General features: G+C 63.9%; 8 protein-coding genes. 1 reads left to right on the forward strand and 7 read right to left on the reverse strand.

Features of this window, described 5'->3' with window-relative positions; genetic code table 11:
• Positions 1-159: 159 nt before the first annotated feature.
• Complete coding sequence (locus ACCO56_RS08460; protein ID WP_433639534.1) at positions 160-1,932, reverse strand: glucan ABC transporter ATP-binding protein/ permease; 1,773 nt, start codon at positions 1,930-1,932, stop codon at positions 160-162.
• Between the two features lie 229 nt (positions 1,933-2,161).
• Complete coding sequence (locus tag ACCO56_RS08465) at positions 2,162-10,693, reverse strand: GH36-type glycosyl hydrolase domain-containing protein (protein WP_433639537.1); 8,532 nt, start codon at positions 10,691-10,693, stop codon at positions 2,162-2,164.
• Positions 10,694-10,935: 242 nt separating this feature from the next.
• Between ACCO56_RS08465 and ACCO56_RS08470 the strand changes: the two genes are divergently transcribed.
• A complete protein-coding gene (locus tag ACCO56_RS08470) occupies positions 10,936-12,705 on the forward strand; it encodes an adenylate/guanylate cyclase domain-containing protein (RefSeq protein WP_433639539.1) in 1,770 nt (589 codons plus the stop codon).
• A 169-nt stretch (positions 12,706-12,874) separates the two neighbouring features.
• On the opposite strand, the gene ACCO56_RS08475 is transcribed toward ACCO56_RS08470, so the two are convergent.
• Genes ACCO56_RS08475 through ACCO56_RS08495 form a run of 5 tightly spaced genes read right to left on the reverse strand, consistent with a single transcriptional unit; the run spans position 12,875 to position 17,777 of the window.
• Entirely contained in the window at positions 12,875-14,005 is a 1,131-nt protein-coding gene (locus ACCO56_RS08475) for a P1 family peptidase (protein ID WP_433639541.1), read from the reverse strand.
• Positions 14,006-14,056: 51 nt separating this feature from the next.
• Positions 14,057-15,433: an amidase gene (locus ACCO56_RS08480; RefSeq protein WP_433639542.1), complete on the reverse strand. Its 1,377-nt coding sequence runs from the start codon at positions 15,431-15,433 to the stop codon at positions 14,057-14,059.
• 10 nt (positions 15,434-15,443) lie between these two features.
• Positions 15,444-16,199 carry an SDR family NAD(P)-dependent oxidoreductase gene (locus ACCO56_RS08485; protein ID WP_433639544.1) on the reverse strand — a complete coding sequence of 252 codons (756 nt, stop codon included), beginning with the start codon at positions 16,197-16,199 and terminating at the stop codon, positions 15,444-15,446.
• A 10-nt stretch (positions 16,200-16,209) separates the two neighbouring features.
• A complete protein-coding gene (locus ACCO56_RS08490; RefSeq protein WP_433639546.1) occupies positions 16,210-16,959 on the reverse strand; it encodes an SDR family NAD(P)-dependent oxidoreductase in 750 nt (249 codons plus the stop codon).
• Entirely contained in the window at positions 16,956-17,777 is an 822-nt protein-coding gene (locus ACCO56_RS08495; RefSeq protein ID WP_433639548.1) for a polysaccharide deacetylase family protein, read from the reverse strand. Before ACCO56_RS08495 ends, ACCO56_RS08490 begins: the two co-directional genes overlap by 4 nt.
• Positions 17,778-17,787 lie beyond the last annotated feature (10 nt).

Consider the following 17,787-nt stretch of genomic DNA (forward strand, 5'->3'; position numbering starts at 1 on the left):
TGATTTGCACCGATAAACCGGTCAATTCCCATAACAGGCGGTAACTCTCTGAAACGGTTAGGAGTTTGACCCGCCACAAGCCGCCCCCAGGGCCTGTATCGCAGGCTCTGGCTTTACCGTGGGATCGCAGCCCCCTGGGCGGGAGCCGCCTTGCCTGATTCAGGCGACTTCCTTGATCGCGATGTGGGCGACGCGACGGACCTCGTCGTCGGTGAGCAGGCCACCGGCCCGCAGCAGGCCGGCGAAACGGCCGTTGCTGGCGGATAGATCCCCGAAGCTGCCCTTCTCGACGATCCGACCCTTGTCCATGAATATGATCAGATCGGCGTCACGCACGGTCGAAAGCCGGTGGGCGATGATAAAGGTCGTTCGGTTCGCGCGCAGCCGGTCGATGGCTTCCTTGACGCGGGTTTCGGTCTCCACGTCGAGGGCACTTGTCGCCTCGTCGAGCACGAGGATCGGTGCGTCCTTCAGGATAGCACGCGCGATGGCGATGCGCTGGCGTTCGCCACCGGAGAGCTGCCCGCCACGTTCTCCGACCTGCGTGTCATATCCTTCGCTCTTGGCAAGGATGAAGTCCTGCGCGGCCGCGGCGATGGCGGCGGCATGAACGTCGTCATAAGACGCCTCGGCGCGCCCGATCCGGATATTTTCCTCGATAGAGCGGTTGAACAGGCCGGCATCCTGGAACACCGTCGCGACGCAGTGGCGCAGCGATTTGCGGGTTACGGTACGGGTATCCACACCGTCCACGAGAATGCGGCCTGAGGCGGGGTCATAGACGCGCTGCAACAGATTGATGAGCGTGGTCTTGCCTGCGCCCGTCGGGCCGACGATCGCAACGGTCTTACCAGCCGGCACATCGAAAGAGATGTTTTCGACGCCGACATTCGAGTTCGGGAAGGCGAAATTGACGTCCTCGAAGCGGACATGACCCTTGACCCGCTCGATGTCGCATTGGCCGTCGGGCTCACGACGGTCGGCAACCGCATCCTCGAGCCGGTAGAACTCTTCCAACTTGGCGCCTGCTTCGAAAATCTGGTTGACGAAATTGCTAATCTGATCGAGGCGGCCGATCAGCAAGGTAGCGAAGCCAGTGAAGGCCACCACGTCGCCGACGCGCAATTCTCCGCGCATGACAAGCAGCGCGCCGATCAACAAGACGATCATCATCGAGACGGTCGCGGCGAGACGATGCAGCGCACTGGCCAGCGCCCACCAGTCGAGGACAGGGAACTGGGCCTTCAGAAGCTCATGGGTGTATCTCTCCAGGGCGCGCGTTTCTTCCGCGATGCGGTTGTAGCTCTGCAGCACCGAGACGTTGCTGACGGAATCGCTGACATGGGCGAAGACGCGGTGGTAATGCCTCTCGACGGAAGTCTGGCCCTGCTTCGTCTTCTTCATCACGAGCCTGCCGACCGTGACATAGATGCCGCCGAGGACGAGCAGGACCATCGACATGCGCAGATCGAGCGAAATGGCCGTAGGGACGAGCAGGAGGAGCGCGACAGCGGTGGAAAGATGCTGGCGCATGAATTCCAGCCACAGGCTGAACAAGGCGTCGACGGCCCTCAGCAGCGTGTGGAGGGAATTGGAGGTGCCGCGCTGGTGGTGCCAGGCAAGCGGCATGGTGATGACCTTCTCGAATGACTGTGACAACACCCGCGCGCGAGTGGAGTGCGCCAGCCGGTCGGCCCCACGGGCGACGAGCACGAAGGCGATGATGTTGAAGATGCCGAGGCCGGCCCACAGGACCATTGTCTCCATGACCTCGCCCTTCTGCGAGATCGCATCGATGATGCGGCCGAACAGCAGGGGCTCGGCGATCGCGATGATCGCCAGTGCAATGTTGGCGCCACAGATCAACGTCACCTTGCGCTTTTCGGCGGCAAGGTAACCTAGCGCTCTCCAGTAAATCTCAAGCAAAGACACCCCAATTACCCCGTCACGAACTTGTGCACTGCACCATTTCTACACATACGTACTGCGGATCGGCAGCACAATGCCCGCCGTTCGTTTCAGTTCCCGATTGCAGGACAAAAGTTCGATTCGCGCATTAATCTGGCGTGATCGGTAAGAGTTTGAATTTAAAGAAAAATGACGAGGGCGCGGCAAAAGAATGTTCGGCGCCCTCGATTTTGGCATTCACAGGTTGCGCTACCTATGCGGGTACCGTCACAAGTATATGTTTTTCGCCGCCTTTGCCGTCCAGGACGATCTTGGAAGCTTTTTTGCCGTCGATGGTGACGGTAAGCTCCTTGCTTCCGGCCTTTCGCGATACCTGGATGCGACAGATCGAAGCATCGAGCCTCAGCGTGGCCGCAAAGCCGTCCCAGGCCGAGGGAAGGGCGGGCTCGACGATGAGTTGGTCGCCTTCGCGGCGGATGCCGAGAATGCCCTCGACGGCGGCACGGTAGAGCCACCCCGCCGAACCGGTGTACCAGGTCCAGCCGCCGCGCCCTTGTTTCCCTTCGCCGGCATACACGTCGGCCGCCACCACATAGGGCTCCACGCGGTACCTGTCGGCCGCCGCTTCATCGAGGGCATGGTTGACGGGATTGAGCATGGTGAGCAGCCGGTAGGCGTCCTCGACCTTACCGCTATTGGCCAGCGCGATGACCAGCCATGCCGCCGCATGTGTGTATTGGCCGCCGTTCTCGCGCACGCCGGGCGGATAGCTCTTGATGTAGCCCGGTTCCTTGTCGGTCTTCGAGAAGGGCGGCGTGAACAGCTTGGCGATGGCGAGCTCGGGGTCGACGAGCATGTCCTGCGCGGCGGCGAGTGCCGTGCGTGAACGGGCTTCGTCGCCATGGCCTGAAAGTACGCTCCACGACTGGGCGATCGAATCTATCCTGCATTCGTCGGACGATTTCGAGCCGAGGGGGCTGCCGTCGTCGTAGAAGCCGCGACGGTACCACTGACCATCCCAGCCGGCCGTCTCCAACGCCTTCTTGAGCGTCTTTTCGTGCTTTTGCCAGCGCACTGCGCGGGCAAGGTCCCTTTGCGCGCGCGCGATCGGAATGAAGTCGGCAAGCGCCTTGAGCAGGAACCATCCGAGCCACACGCTCTCTCCGCGGCCGGCCTCGCCGACCCGGTTCATGCCGTCATTCCAGTCCCCGCCCAGGATCAGCGGCAAGCCGCTCGGCCCGGTGCGTTCGACGGCGAGATCGAGGCCGCGGGCACAATGTTCATAGAGGCTGGCCGTGGTTTCCGACACCTCGGGCGTGAAGAAGGCATCGTGCTCGCCCTCCGCCAGGGCCGGCCCTTCGATGAAGGGAAGCTCCTCGCCGAGAATGGCTTCGTCGCCGGTCACGCTGATGTAGCGGTGAACACCGTAGGCGAGCCACACCACATCGTCGGAGATGGTCGTGCGTACGCCGGCGCCGGTCCGCGGCAGCCACCAGTGCTGCACATCGCCTTCCGGGAATTGTCGGCCGGCGGCGTTCAGGATCTGTGCCCGCGCCAGGCCCGGCTCGTGGAGAAGCAGCGCCAGCGTGTCCTGAAGCTGGTCGCGGAAGCCGAAGGCGCCGCTCGCCTGGTAGAAGGCGGTGCGGGCGCGAATGCGGCAGGCGACGGCCTGATAGGGCAGCCAGTAGTTGACCATCGCGTTGAGCGCGTCGTCCGGCGTCTCCACCTGCAGCGTTTCCAGGAAACCGCCCCAGGCCGCCTGATTGTCGGCGAGGCGCTTGTCGTAGTCCACGGCGCGATGCCGCAGGATCAGCTCCGCCGCCTCTTCGGATGAATCTGCGTCGCCGAGCAGCCACAACATCGTGGCCTCCTCGCCGGGGGCGATCTCCAAATCGCGTGCAAGCGCGGCGCATGGGTCGCGGCCAGGTTCGACCGTGCCGGAAAGGTCGCTTCCCGACATCACGGCTTCGGGCCGTTCCACGGCGCCGCCATGACCGATGAACTCCTGCCTGTCGGCGGTGAAGGATTGGACGTCGCCGTCGCTTGCGAGGAAAGCCGTGCGTTCGCCATAGTCGAGACTGTAGGCGTTTCGGGCAAGCAGCGCCCCGGTGGCCTCGTCGCGCATTGGAATGATGGTCGGGGCAGACTTGGCGCGATTGATGCCGAGCACCCATTCCGCGTAGGCGTAAACCCTCAGGCGCACCGGATCCGAGCCCGCGTTGCGGATGGCGAGGCGCGATATTTTCACCGGATCCTTCGGGTCGACGACCTGAGTCAGCTCGACGGCGAGCGGGCCGCGCTTCGTCGCGAAGCTGCTGAAGCCCTGGCCGTGGCGAGCCTCGTAGACCAGAGCCGGATCGCGAGCCACCGCGGCAAAGGGCGAGAACACGCTCTTATCGGCGTGGTCGAAGATGTAGATCGCCTCGCCGGGCCGGTTGGTGACCGGGTCGTTCGTCCATGGTGTGACCTGGAAGTCGCGGCTGTTGCGGCTCCAGGTGAAGGAAGCGCCTTCGGCCGAGGTGTGGAAACCGAAATTGCCGTTGGCGATGACGTTGATCCAGGGATGGGGCGTGGCGCGGTCGCCGGAGAGCCGGACCACGTATTCCCGCCCGTTTTTATCGAAACCGCCGTAGCCGTTCCAGCGGACGAGCCCGGTCCCATCGGGCGTCGGGTGCTCGAAGACCGGCTCTATATCGGCGGGAGCCGGCGTCTGGTCGTCCACAGGCGCCGGTGACGCGACGGGTTGCGGAACCGCCTGGCGGGCTTGGATCTCCGCGGTCTCGGCGCGCTCGATCTGATCGAAGATCGTGCCATTGCGGGTATGCAGGACGACGCGCGCGACGCCGAGCAGCGTCCGGTAGGAGTTCTCGTCCATCAGATCGCGACGCACGGCGAAGATATGCTGGCGCGGCCCGAGTTCCTTGCCGCGGAGCCGGCTGTTTTCGGTGAGCGAGTCGATCGCCTGCTGCAGGTCCTGCACGTAGGAAGCTGCCTGTTCGTTGACGATCGCGAGGTCCACGAGCAGGCCCCGTGCGCGCATATATTCCTGCATGCGCAAGGTGGCCGCGATGATCTCGAGATCGGCGACGTCGGCGATGCGCAGCACGAAGATCGGATAGTCGCCGGAAATCGCCATCGGCCACAAGGCCGACTGGCGGCCAAGCCCCGAGGCTATCGCCTCGCCGGGCAGGCGCATGGCGGGACTTGGATAGATCAAGTAGCGCGCGAGCTTCTGGACATTGGCGGCATCGGCAAGGCTGAGGCCGATATGTCGGGTCTGCACCTGCGAGCGGGTCCAGGCGAGCATGGCCTGGCGCTGGAAACTTTCGGCATGATCGAGCCGCCCGATCATCTCGTCCAGCTCGGCGCGATGCGCGGCGACGATCGTCCAGAAGGTCAGCGAGATCTTCTTGCCGGCCGGCACGCGCACGCGGCAGCGCAGCGCCATGACCGGGTCCAGGACGAAGCCTTCATGGCCGCCAAGCTTGGCGTCGCGATCGAAGGCGGCCGGGTTGGAGATGGTCCGGCCACGGCCGAGGAAGGCTCTGCGGTCGGTCTCGGCCTCGGTCTCTCGCGACAGGATGGCGGCGCCGGACACGAAATGGGCCAGCGCGATGTCGGGATCGTTCGGCGAATATCTGCGTCGAGAGGCGTAGATCGTGGTATTCTGCCGGCCGATCTCGGTCTCCACGAACATTTTCGAAAAGGCCGGGTGGCCGCTGTCCGAACTCTCAGGAGCCAGCGCGATCTCCGCGAAGGAGGTCACGTCGATATGGCGGTCCGCCGTGCCGTCATTGATGATGTTGATCCGGCGGCCTTCGCCATTGCCTTCGGAAATGACGATGCATTCCACTTCCGTGCGCAGCGTGCCGACCGCCTTGATGAAGGTTGACTTGTCGTCGGTAAACAGCGCCTGCGTCGCTTCGCCCGCAGTCCGCTTCGGCTCGGCGGTCGCCGACCACCAATCGCCGGTCTCGGTGTCGGTGAGGAACAGATAGGTGCCCGACCTGTCTTCCACCGGATCGGCCTGCCAGCGGGTCACGGCAAGCTCGTTGAAACGGCTGTAGCCGGAACCGGTGGCCGTGGTCATCAGCGAATAGTGGCCGTTCGACAGTACGTTTGTGGCGCGCAGCGCATGCGCCGGATTGAGGATGACCCGGGTGTCCGGATACTCTTCCTTGACCTCGGCAGCCTGCTCTTCGGCGGTCTCTGTGCCGATGAAGGTGACCGGGATGTCGCGCGGCGCCTTCTCCTGCAGCAGAAGCTCCGCCGATTCGATGACGGGGTCGCTGTGGAAACGGTCGCGCATGCGGCCTTCGAAGACGACATTCGCCACCGCCACCACCGACATTCCCTGATGATGCGCCATGTAGTTGTAGACGACGGCGTGAGTCTGGCCCTCCGGTACGCGGGTGGGCGTGAAGTCGACGGCGTCGTGAAAGCCATAGACGCCGAGGGCGCCGATGGCGCGCAGGCGCTGCAGATTGTCGACGGCCTGCGCGGGCATGTATTGCGAGGCAAGCACCGTGGCATAGGGCGCGATGACGGTATTCTGCGCCAGGCCGCGTTTCAGGCCGAGACCCGGTACGCCGAAATTGGTGTATTGATAAGTCATCTCGCGGTCGCGCGCGTTGAAGGCGGCTTCCGATATGCCCCACGGAACGCTCTTCGAGCGGCCGTAGCTGATCTGCTTCCTGATGATGAGATTGTTGGTCTGGTTGAGGATGCCGCCATGCGGCTCCTTCATGACCAGCGGCGGCATCAGATATTCGAACATCGAGCCCGACCACGAGAGCAACGCCCCCCGGAAGCCGATCTCGGTGACAGGCCGGCCGAGCCGCAGCCAGTGTTCCGTCGACACGTCGCCCTTGGCGATGGCGAACAGGCTGGTGAGGCGAGCCTCGGATGCGAGAAGGTCGTAGCAGGCCTCGTCGAGCTGATGCTCGTCGACGCGATAGCCGATGGACAGCAGCTTGCGGTCCTTCCGCAGCAGGAAGGAGAAGTCCATCTGGAAGGCGAAGAGACGGGCACGGTCGTGGATGTCGCGCAGGCGGGCGCGCAGCGCCTCTACGCCCTTTTCGTCGGTATGGGCATCGCTGACATGGAACTCGCAGGTCATCTCGAGCTTGGTCGCCCAGAGCAGGAGCTGCTCCGATCCCTTCGATTTCGTCTCGGCGTGGATCGCCGAGGCCAGCTTGCGGATGTCGCCGGAAAGCACGGCAAGATTGATGGTGCGGATCGCCGCCGTCTCGGGTTCGTTGCGGATGATGCGCACCGCCCGATGCATGCCGGCGATGCGGTCGCGCAGGCGCTGGCGCAGCGGCCGGATCTGGCGGCGGTCGTCCGGCAGTTCGTCCAGCGTTTCCTGGAGAATGGCGACCGTATCGAGCATGCCGTCGAAATCGCCCTGCAGATAGGCGGCGGGGGCCATGGCCCACTCGTTGCATGCAGCCGCGACAGCGATCAGGTGCCCGGCGAGGTTGCCGCTGTCGACGCTCGATATGTAACGGGGATAGAGCGGCCGGAGCGTCTTGGTCTCGTACCAGTTGTAGAGATGGCCGCGCTCGCGCTCCATTCTTTCCAGGGTAGATAGCGTCTGGTCGAGCCTCTCGATCGTGTTGGCGAGGCTGATCCAACCGAAGTCGCGCGCGGAGATGATCGACAGGAGATAGACGCCGATATTGGTCGGCGAGGTCCTATGTGCGACAACGGGGTAGGGGATCTCCTGATAGTTGTCCGGCGGCAGCCAATTGTCCTCCTTCGTGACGAAGGTCTCGAAAAAGAGCCAGGTGCGCCGCGCGATGCCCCTCAATACATCGCGATCGCTGCGCGACACGTGCAGCCGGTCTTCGGTCTCGGCCGAGCGGCTGATGAACCAGGCAAAGGCCGGCGCCCCCGCCCAGAACAGGAAGAAGATGAAGGCGACGAAGGCGCCCGTGGAGTCGGCAATCACCGGCACGGCGAGACCGAGCACCCCGATCAGGACGCTTCCGCCCATGAAGCCGTAATAGGAAGAGAGCGTGTTGGCTCCCTTCTTCTGTACCTGCGAGGCTGTGCGCCATTCCAGAAGGCTCTGGCGGCTGACGAAGAGGCGGTACAGCGTACGGATGATGGCGTCTCCCATCATCCAGGCTGAATGCGCCATGAGCACGACGCGCAGGGCCACTTGCGCCGAGCCGTGGGCGAACTCGTAGAAGAACGAGCTGAAATGCGCGCGCACCGTGGTCTCGCGCCCGTCGGGGATCAGCGAATTGACGATCTCGAAGGTGGGCGCCATGAACAGGCTGAGGATCAGCAGGGCCTGCCACTGGGCAGCCAGCGTAAAGGGCAGGAAGGTCCAGCCAGCGACCGATGCCAGGATCCAGAAGATCGGCGTCAGCGAGCGGCGCAGATTATCGATCATCTTCCAGCGCGACAGGGCTGGCACACCCGAAGTGGGATCGAAGATGAAGGGCAGCAATTGCCAGTCGCCACGAGCCCATCGGTGCTGGCGCGACGCATCGACCGCGTAGCGCGTCGGATAGTCCTCTACCAGTTCGACGTCGGTGACGAGTCCGGCGCGCGCATAGGCGCCCTCGAGGAGGTCGTGGGAGAGCACGGCGTTTTCCGGGATCTTGCCCTGCAGGGCGGCCTCTATCGCGTCTACGTGATAGAGGCCCTTGCCTGTGAAGGTGCCATCGCCGAACACGTCCTGATAGAGGTCCGAGACGGCGAAGACATAGGGATCCATGCCGCGATTGGCTGAGAAGATGCGCTGGAAGAACGAGGCCTCGTCGCCGGTCGTGAGAGAAGGCGTCACGCGGGGCTGGAGGATCGAATAACCCGACACCACGCGCTTGCCCGTGGCATCGATGACGGGGCGGTTCAGCGGATGGCGGAGCTTGCCGACGAGACGCGCCACGGCATCGCGGGTCATGCGCGTATCGGCATCCATGGTCATGACGTAAACGATGTTTTCCGGCAGGGGGGTGTCGGAGGGAAGGAAAGTCGTGTCGCTGTCGCCACGCAGCAACAGGTCGAGCTCGTGGAGCTTCCCGCGCTTGCGCTCCCAGCCCATCCAGCATTTCTCGGATTCATTGTAGAGACGCCGGCGGTGAAGCAGGTGGAACCGCGGCCCTCGCTCCGGATAGCGCATGTTGAGCTGCGCGACGCAGTCGCGCGCGTAGGCCAGCAGTTCCAGGTCGGCCTGGGTCTGCTCCTCCTGGCTGTCCGGCCAGTCCGAGAGCAGGGCGAAATGCAGGTCGCCCTTCATGTTGGCGAGGTAGTGAACCTCCAGATTGCGCATGCTTTCCTCGACGTCGTCACGCGAGGAGATGAGCGACGGCACGACGACCAGCGTGCGCGCGTCGGAGGGGACACCTTCCTTGTATTCGTAACCGACCAGGCTGCTCGGTTTCAGGAATTGAAGGACGATGGTGTTGAAGAAGGCCAGCGCGCCTTCGCTCGCCGGGACGGCGAAGAGGACGAGCAGCGTCGTCACGGCCCACAGCGGAATGCCGGCCGTCAGCAGGGCGGAACCTGCCATGGTCAGCAATAGCAAGGTCATGACCAGTACCGGCCCGACGACGCCTGTCCAGCCAGTTCGCCGGAAGCTGCGCAGCAGCTTCTTGCCGAAGGGCGGATGGTAGCCCAGCTCGGCCTCCAGCTCTTGGCGGCGCGGTCCGACGAGGAAGAAACCGACATCCACGCCGGCTCCATCCGCGGCGGAGTGGGCCATCTCGATGGCTCGGGTGGCGACGTCGTGCTCGCCGAGGTTGGATCGGCGCGCCAGTTGCTCGATGGCGGTCCGGTACTGGTCGCGCGACGGGAAATCGAGCGTCGCAAAATCCGTCTGTTCGCGCAGCAGCGTGTCGACGCGGCTGATCCCTTCGAACCATTCCGTCCATTCGATGTCGTTGATCAGGCGCAGGCCACGGATGATGTTGCCCGTGGTCACATTGCCGCTGGACAGCGTGCGGTGCTCGCCAAGAATGACCTCCTCGGCGTCCGAGCCCGATTTCTCGAGTTCGTCCTCGAGCCAGATCAGCGCACGACCGGCCTGCTGGGAACCGTCGCGCAGGCGATAGAGCAGTTGGGTGGCGAAGGTGGTGTCGCGGGCGTGCTGGGTGAAGCCTCCCAGCATGCGGATCGGATCGTCGTCCGGGGCCGCGGCCAGCAGGCGGTCGGCCAGGTCGTTCGCGATCCGGCGCATCTCGCGAGCGCGCACGACGCGCATTGCAAGCCGACGCAGATTCTCGATGAGCACGAAGCGCAGCAGCGAGGGCAGCGCCCAGAGTTCGCCGATGCGTAGGGGCTCGACCGACTGATATCCTTGGACGATCGCCTCGAAGGTCCGCTCCGACACTGCGCTGTCGCAATGGGCGACGTAGAGCCACGCGATGGCAAGGGCACGTGGAACCGTCACTCCGTTGGGCAGCGTGATCGTCGGCAATTGCTTGTAGAAACGGCGCGGTATGTCCCGCTTGATCTGGAAGACCGTCTCCTCGACCACATAGAAATTATCGAGCAGCCATTGCGCGGCAGGCGTAACGGTTTCGCCCCGCGCTTGCGCGTCATTCATCTCGCGATAGGCGGCGAGGATCTTGCTGGCGTTGTCGCGAACCCGCGCCTGGAAATCGAAAGCCCCGGGCCCGGCGATGTTCTTGGCCTCGCCGCGCGCCAGCGCTTCGCCGAGCTTGCGAAGGCTATCCTCATGAAGATACGTCGCGCGTATGGGATCGTCGGCCGCGGCCGGCAGCGGTTCGTGGGCAAGCTGCAGGCGAGCGGGGTCAGACTGAACATTCATGTAGCATTATCCGTTGAACAGCGACCACCGTGACGGGCTCGGCGCAGCCATTGGCTAAAACCGGTTCAAAGGCAATTGGTTGCGGCAAAAATTTGTCAGATATCTCCTTTTTTGGCTACGAAAATCAGGACCGTGAACGCGGTTCCTGGCAGCAAATAGGCATTCCACGGCATTTGTCTGTTGGACTTCGACACGGTGCGTCACTAAATGTGATGGAGCGGGGCCCGGAACATAGTGCGCAGATGAACAGCAACGAACGCGTCCAACGCCGGCTGGTCGCCATCCTGGCCGCCGATGTGGTCGGCTACAGCCGACTTATGGAGAGGGACGAAGCCGGCACCCTGGCCGAACTCAAGAGCCGGTGGCGAGACGTAGTCGAGCCGCTGGTCCTGCGGCATGAGGGCCGGGTCTTCAAGGAGATCGGGGACGCGATCCTTGCCGAATTCGGGAGCGCCGTGGGGGCGGTCGAATGCGCGTTCGACATTCAGAAGGCCATGGCCGCCGCCAATGAAAATGCTCCGCCCGACCGCCAAATGCTGCTGCGCATCGGAGTGCATCTCGGCGACGTCATGGTCGAAGGCGGCGATCTTTTCGGAGACGGCGTCAACATCGCCTCCCGGATCGAGGGGCTCGCCGAACCGGGCGGTGTTGTGATCACGGACGGCGTGCACGAACATTTACGCGGGCGCATCGGCGTGACTTTTGTCGATGGAGGCAACCGCGAGGTCAAGAACATCGAGCGGGCGCTGCGCGTCTGGATGTGGTCGCCGCAAGGCGCCGAGGCAGTCCAGGCGGAAATCCTGTCGCCGACGCTGGATGCCGCCCCGCGCAACAGGCCGTCCATCGCGGTTCTTCCCTTTGACAACATGTCGGGTGATCCCGACCAGGGGTATTTCGCCGACGGCATCACTGAAGACATCATCACCGACCTCTCCAAAGTTTCCGGACTGTTCGTCATCGCGCGCAATTCCTCCTTTGCTTACAAAGGCCAGGCGCATGACGTTCGCAAAGTGAGTCAGGAGCTTGGCGTGCGCTATGTGCTGGAGGGAAGCGTGCGCAGGGCGGCCAACCGCATTCGCATCAACGCCCAGATGATCGACGGACAGACCGGCGGGCATTTGTGGGCCGAGCGATACGATCGCGATCTCGAGGATATTTTTGCTGTCCAGGACGAAGTCACCCGTACGATCGTTACCGCGCTCGAGGTGAAACTCACGGCCAGTGAGGAGGCACGGCGCGAGACCCACAGCAAGATCGATCCTGAGGTCTACGATCTTCTCGTTCGCGCTCGCCAGGTAGCCTTGCAGCTTCGTCCCGAAGCCGCCGCCGAGGCACGTTCGATGCTGAAGCAAGCGATCGCGCTGGATCCGGGGGTAGCGTTGGCCTACGGCCGGCTGTCGGTCATGTATTTCGCCGAATACGTCAATCAGTGGAACAACGCGTCCGAGGAGAACCTGACCAAGGCGGCGGAGCTGGCGCGCAAGGCGATCGAAACGGACGATACCGAGCCGCAGGGGCACATCGCCCTTGCGATCGTGCTCACATGGACACGCCGTTGGGATGAGGCGGAAAAAGCCGCGGAACGCGCCATGGCGCTCGCGCCCAATCTGGCCGACGCTTACACGTCGCTCGGCAATGTCAGGGATTTCCAGGGGCGGCACGAGGATGCGGTCGCGCTCTATACGCGAGCTCATCGGCTGGATCCCCAATTCGATCTTTCCCTGCATTTCCTGGGCAGGGCCCTCTTGGCACTGGGCCGCTTCGACGAGGCGGAGATCGCCTTCAAGCGCCGGTTGTCGCTGGCGCCGCATTCCGACATGACGCGCTTCTATCTCGCCTGCCTCTACGGCCTGTCGGGCCGCCTGGACGAAGCGCGCCGCTACTGGCAGGAAACGCTTGAAGTCAGCCCCGATTTTTCGGTCGAACGGCTGAGGCGGATACTCCCCTACAAGGACCCCGGTCAGGTCGACCGGCTCACCGAGGGACTGCGTCGGGCCGGTATAGAGGTCTAGAGCAACCGGTTTTCCGTCAGGAATTGCGTAGGGAAAGACATAGAACACTTCCGCGATTCACGGCCAGAAGAGAGTGCGAGCAACGCGCTGGAGTTTGCCACGGAAGCTCAAAAATTCCCGCGAGGCGTAGCGCCTCGCGAGAGTCAGGTTCAGGACAGGCGGGCTGCGTCTATTTGCTGCCGCAAGCGCCGGGGAAGCGGACGCAGTATGTTTCGCCCAGTTCGGGATCGGCGTTCAGCACGGCATGGGTAATCGCCCGCGCATATACGTCGGAGGCGACCGAGAGGATGTCGCGGAACTGATCCGCCTCGACGAAGCTCTTCTGCTCGACCGTAGCTGGATCGTCACCGAGCGTCACGCCAAACACAGTGTCGCCGTCGCCGGTGGAATGCGCCGGGCGGATGGTGCGGGCCATGCCATCATTGGCAATGATGGCGAGACGCTCGGTCTGGCCGGCCGTCAGCGGCGCGCTGGTGGCGATCACGCCGATGGTGGTGTTCTCGCCGGGGCGGATCAACTCGACATCTTTCGGTGAGGTCGAGCAACCCTTCGGCGGCACCTTGACGTCGCCGAACTCATCGTCGAGTTCGAGCCACAGCGTGTAGAGCTCGCAATTGGCGTTGACGTTGTAGACACGGCCGGCCGGGTTCACGACAACCAGCGCGCCGACGACGGTGCCGTCCGCCATCACGGCGCTGGCGGTGCCGAGCCCGCTCTTCATGCCGGCCGCGCGTGCGCCGGTGCCGGCACCGACGCTGCCCTGCTCGACTGGGCCCGCCTTGGCGTTGCTGGCGGCGTTGTAGCCGTCTTCACACGGCTTGTCGCCGCGTCCGGGAGGGGCATCGACGTCGCCGCGCCCGAGATCGAAAATGATCGCCCCCGGAACGTGGGCGCGGCCGCCATAGGTCCATCCCTTTTCGTCGAGAAACTTCACCACGCCGCATGCGGTGTCGAGGCCGTAGATGCTGCCGCCACTGAGCGTCAGACCATGCATGACGACGCGCTGTGAATCCTGGTGCTGCGCGGTCAACAAGGCACCCAGACGTGTACCGGGTGCACCGCCGCTCGGCGACATACTCATCAGCGCACCTTCGGGGAAGATCAGTGCCGTGGTGCCGGTTTGCGCGTCCTTGCGGGTGCTGTGACCGACGAGAATCCCCGGCACGTCTGTGATCGCGTTGTTGGGGCCGGTATGCAGGTCCATTACCGGGATGGAGGCCTGCGCCTGAGCCAGCCCGATGCTTCCCAGCAAGAGGGCGTGGGCGACGAGCGCCGTCTTGAGGGTGCTGTTGAACGACATGCTGATCCTCCGTGGTGTCGTTGAAAGCCGTTCGGCGACGGTCCTGCCGGTTTATGTGAGGAGTGCTTGCGCCTCTTTCGCCACCTGCAGGAGGGCAAGGTCGCGATACCAGGGAGCACACAGATGGAGACCGAGGGGCAGGCCGGCGGCGGTGTTGCCGCATGGAATGGTGATGGCGGGGTGTCCCGACAGATTATGCGGGAAGGTGAACGGATACCACGCGCCACGAACCGTACCGCAATTGACCCCGTCGATCTCGATGTCACCGCTGGGATCGACACCGATGGGCAATGGCGGCGCGGTCAATGTCGGTGAAACCAGAATGTCAAACCGCTCGAACAGCGCCTGAAACTCGCGGAAAAGCCGCGTCCGCTCCGAAACAGCATTGGACAGATCGACGGCCGAGTAGCCGTTCCCGAGCGCGATGATGTCGGTCAGCGTCTGGCTAACGAGGTCCTCGCGGCCCTTGAGCAACGGGCCGGTGCGCGCGGCAAGGCCGACGCGCAGGATGGTCAGGAACACCGGCTCGTAGGACTTGAAGTCGATGAAGGCCTCCTCGACGATCGCGCCCGCGTCTTCCAGCTTCTTCAACGCCGCGGCGGTGATTTCGGCGGTCTCGCGCTCGACGCGTGCGCCGCCTTCGGCGATGTAGCCGACCCGCAAGCCGGAAAGCGACGTGCCGCCCTCATGCAGCAGCGTTGCCGCCTGTCCGTAGGTATCGTGGAAATCCGCCCCGCTGATAGCGTCGAACACAAGCGTTACGTCCTCGACGGTGCGCGCCATCGGCCCGACATAGGAGTTCGCGCCGAACAAATCCGGAAGCTGCAGATGCGGGATGGTGCCGAGCGACGGCTTGAAGCCAACGACGCCACAGCAGGCCGCCGGGATTCGGCTCGACCCGCCCCCATCAGTACCGAGCGAGATCGGCCCCATGCCGGTGGCGACTGCAACGGCGGAGCCGGAGCTGGACGCGCCGGGTGTCACCTTGGGATCGATAGGGTTGAGCGTGCGGCCGAACAGCGGCGAGGTCGCCGCCTGCAGGTGGCCGAATTCCGGCGTCGTCGTCTTGCCGACGAGGATCGCGCCGGCAGCCTTCGATCGCGCTACGGATACAGCATCGGTGGTTGCCACGTTGTCTTCGAACAGGCGCGAGCCCATGGTGGTGCGCACGCCGGCAGTGTTGAGCAGGTCCTTGACCGAATAGGGCACGCCATGCAGGGGCGGCAGGTCACCACCCTGCATGACCTTGTCCTCGGCGGCGCGCGCCTCCTCGAGCGCCTGGTCGCCCGTAACGGTGATGAAGGCGTTGAGATCCTTGCGGTCGTCGATGCGCCTCAGCACCGCCTCGGTCAGCTCGACCGGCGAAATCGTCTTCCGGCGGATGGCCGCAGCCATCTCGGCGGCAGTCAAGTCGGCAAGTTCGGACAAGCTTGTTCTCCTATATCATCCAACGCCCGCCATCGATCAGCAAGCTCTGGCCGGTGATGAACCGCGCCTCGTCGCTGGCGAGGAAGGCGACTGCGGCGGCAACGTCCTCCGGCTCGCCGACCATGCCGGCCGGTGTGTTGGCCTTGATGCGATCGATGACTTCCTTGGGCATCGTGTCGTGCGCGCGGGTACGGATCGCGCCGGGCGCGACCGCGTTGACCGTGACGCCGAATGGGGCAAGCTCGCGTGCCAGCGAACGGGTGAAACCGATAAGACCCATCTTGGCCGAGGCGTAGTCGACCAGCCCGGCGTCGCCGACGAAGGCGGCGTCGCTCGACATATTGACGATGCGGCCACCACGCTCGCGCATATCGGGTACCACCAGGCGCGACATGCGCATCGTACTGAACAGCGAGATTTCGAGCACGAAGCGCCAGACATCTTCGCTGGATTCATGGAACTGGGCGCTGCGGCTGCGCCCGCTCTGGCCGACATTGTTGACGACCACGTCGACCGGGCCGAACTCGCCGACGACGCGGGCGTGGAAGGTTTCCAGGGTCGCAAGGTCGGTGCAGTCGCCCTCCACAGCGAGCAGGCGAGTGGCGTTGCCGGTGGCAAGCTGGGCCTTCAACGGGTTAGCGTCGAGGTCGAGTACGGCGACCTGCGCGCCTTCCGCAAGCAGCCGTTCGGCGATACCCGCGCCAATGCCGCCGCCGCCACCGGTCACGATGGCAACCTTGTCTTTGAAGCGACCGGTCTGCAGCATGGTCGTATCCTCAGTGGAAAGTGCGGCCGCCGTCGACCGGTAGAGCCACGCCGGTGACGTAGGAGGCCTCGGCGCTCGATAGAAAGGCAATACCGGCGGCAATTTCGTCCGGATCGGCAATGCGGGCGAGCGCATAGCGTGCGCGCACAGCTTCAAGTTGCGCTTCGCCCTTTTCGCCCTCGGCGATGGAGGAACGGAACAGCGGCGTCTCGACTGCGCCGGGGCAGACGACGTTGACGCGGATGCCGGCTTCGGCGAGTTCCATCGCCAGCGCCTTGGAGAACATCTGCAAGCCGGCTTTCGACGCGGAATAGGCACTGCGGAACTTCAAAGGCTGCAATCCAGCGCCGGACGAGACGTTCACGATGGTGCCGCCGCCGGTTGCCTTGAGAAAAGGCGCGGCGGCGCGGCAGACCTTCATCGGCCCGGTCAGGTTGACAGCCATCAGCCGATCCCATGCCGCATCGGTCATGTCTTCGAGCCTGGATTCGAGATCGACGCCGGCCGAATTGACGAGGCCATCAAGCCCACCCATCTTTGCTGCGGCCTCGGCTACCGCAGTCTCAACCGACGCGGTGTTGGTCACATCGGCCACGAGCGTAACGAGGCCGTGCTGCGCCATCTCGGCCAACGCTGTCTTATCCATGTCCAGGCAGGCGACCTGCGCGCCGCCGGCAAGGAAACGCAGAACAGCCGCCTTGCCGATGCCTTTCGCGCCGCCGGTGACGAGGATGCGGCGGCCTGCGAAGGGGGGTGTCACGCAGTTGCTCCGGTCAGGCCCGGACGCATGTCCTCGACCATCTCGTCGCAGCGTCCCATCCATACATCGCCATGCTCCAGCGCGTATTTGATGAGGTTTTCCAGCACGCCGATGCGCGACGGCTGACCGATCATTTCGGGATGCATGCCGACCATCATCATGCGCTTTTCGGCGTAGAGCACGTCGAACTCTGCCTTCCACGCTTCGAGCAGCGCCGACGGGGCCTGCATGGTGCGACCGGGCAGCACGATCGAATATTGGAAGAACGGCGCGTCATCGAGCACCCAGCGGAACGGCAACTCGACGATCTTGGTCTGCTTGCCGTCGACGGTATGGATGTAGGGGGAGTCGTCGTCGAAGAAGTTGGAGGAATAATTGAAGCCGTATTCCAACATCAGCTGCATAGAGATGTCGCTGAGTTCGGCGGCGGGCGAGCGCCAGCCGCGCGGCGCGAGACCGGAGACCCGTTTGATCGTCTCGAACCCCTTTTGCATCTCCTCTCGTTCCTGCTCATGCGTCAGGTTGAGAATCCAGTTGTGGGTATAGCTGTGGTGAGCGAGCTCGTGCCCGCCTTCAAGAATACGTTCGATCAGCTCTGGGCGTTGGTCGATGATGATGCCGGGAATGAAGAAGGTGGTCTTGAGACCGTACCGCGCCAGAAGGTTGAGCACGCGATCGGTTCCGACCTTCCAGCCATAGGCTCCCTGCGACATCAGGATGGGACGTTTGGCGTAGTCGGGGTCGCGCGCGGTCCACATCGTCTCGGCATCGAGGTCGAAGGTGAGGAAAAGGGGAAAGCCCTTGCTGGTCAGATGCATACTGGTATCC

The sequence above is a fragment of the Mesorhizobium sp. 1B3 genome (assembly GCF_050958605.1).
Taxonomy (GTDB): domain Bacteria; phylum Pseudomonadota; class Alphaproteobacteria; order Rhizobiales; family Rhizobiaceae.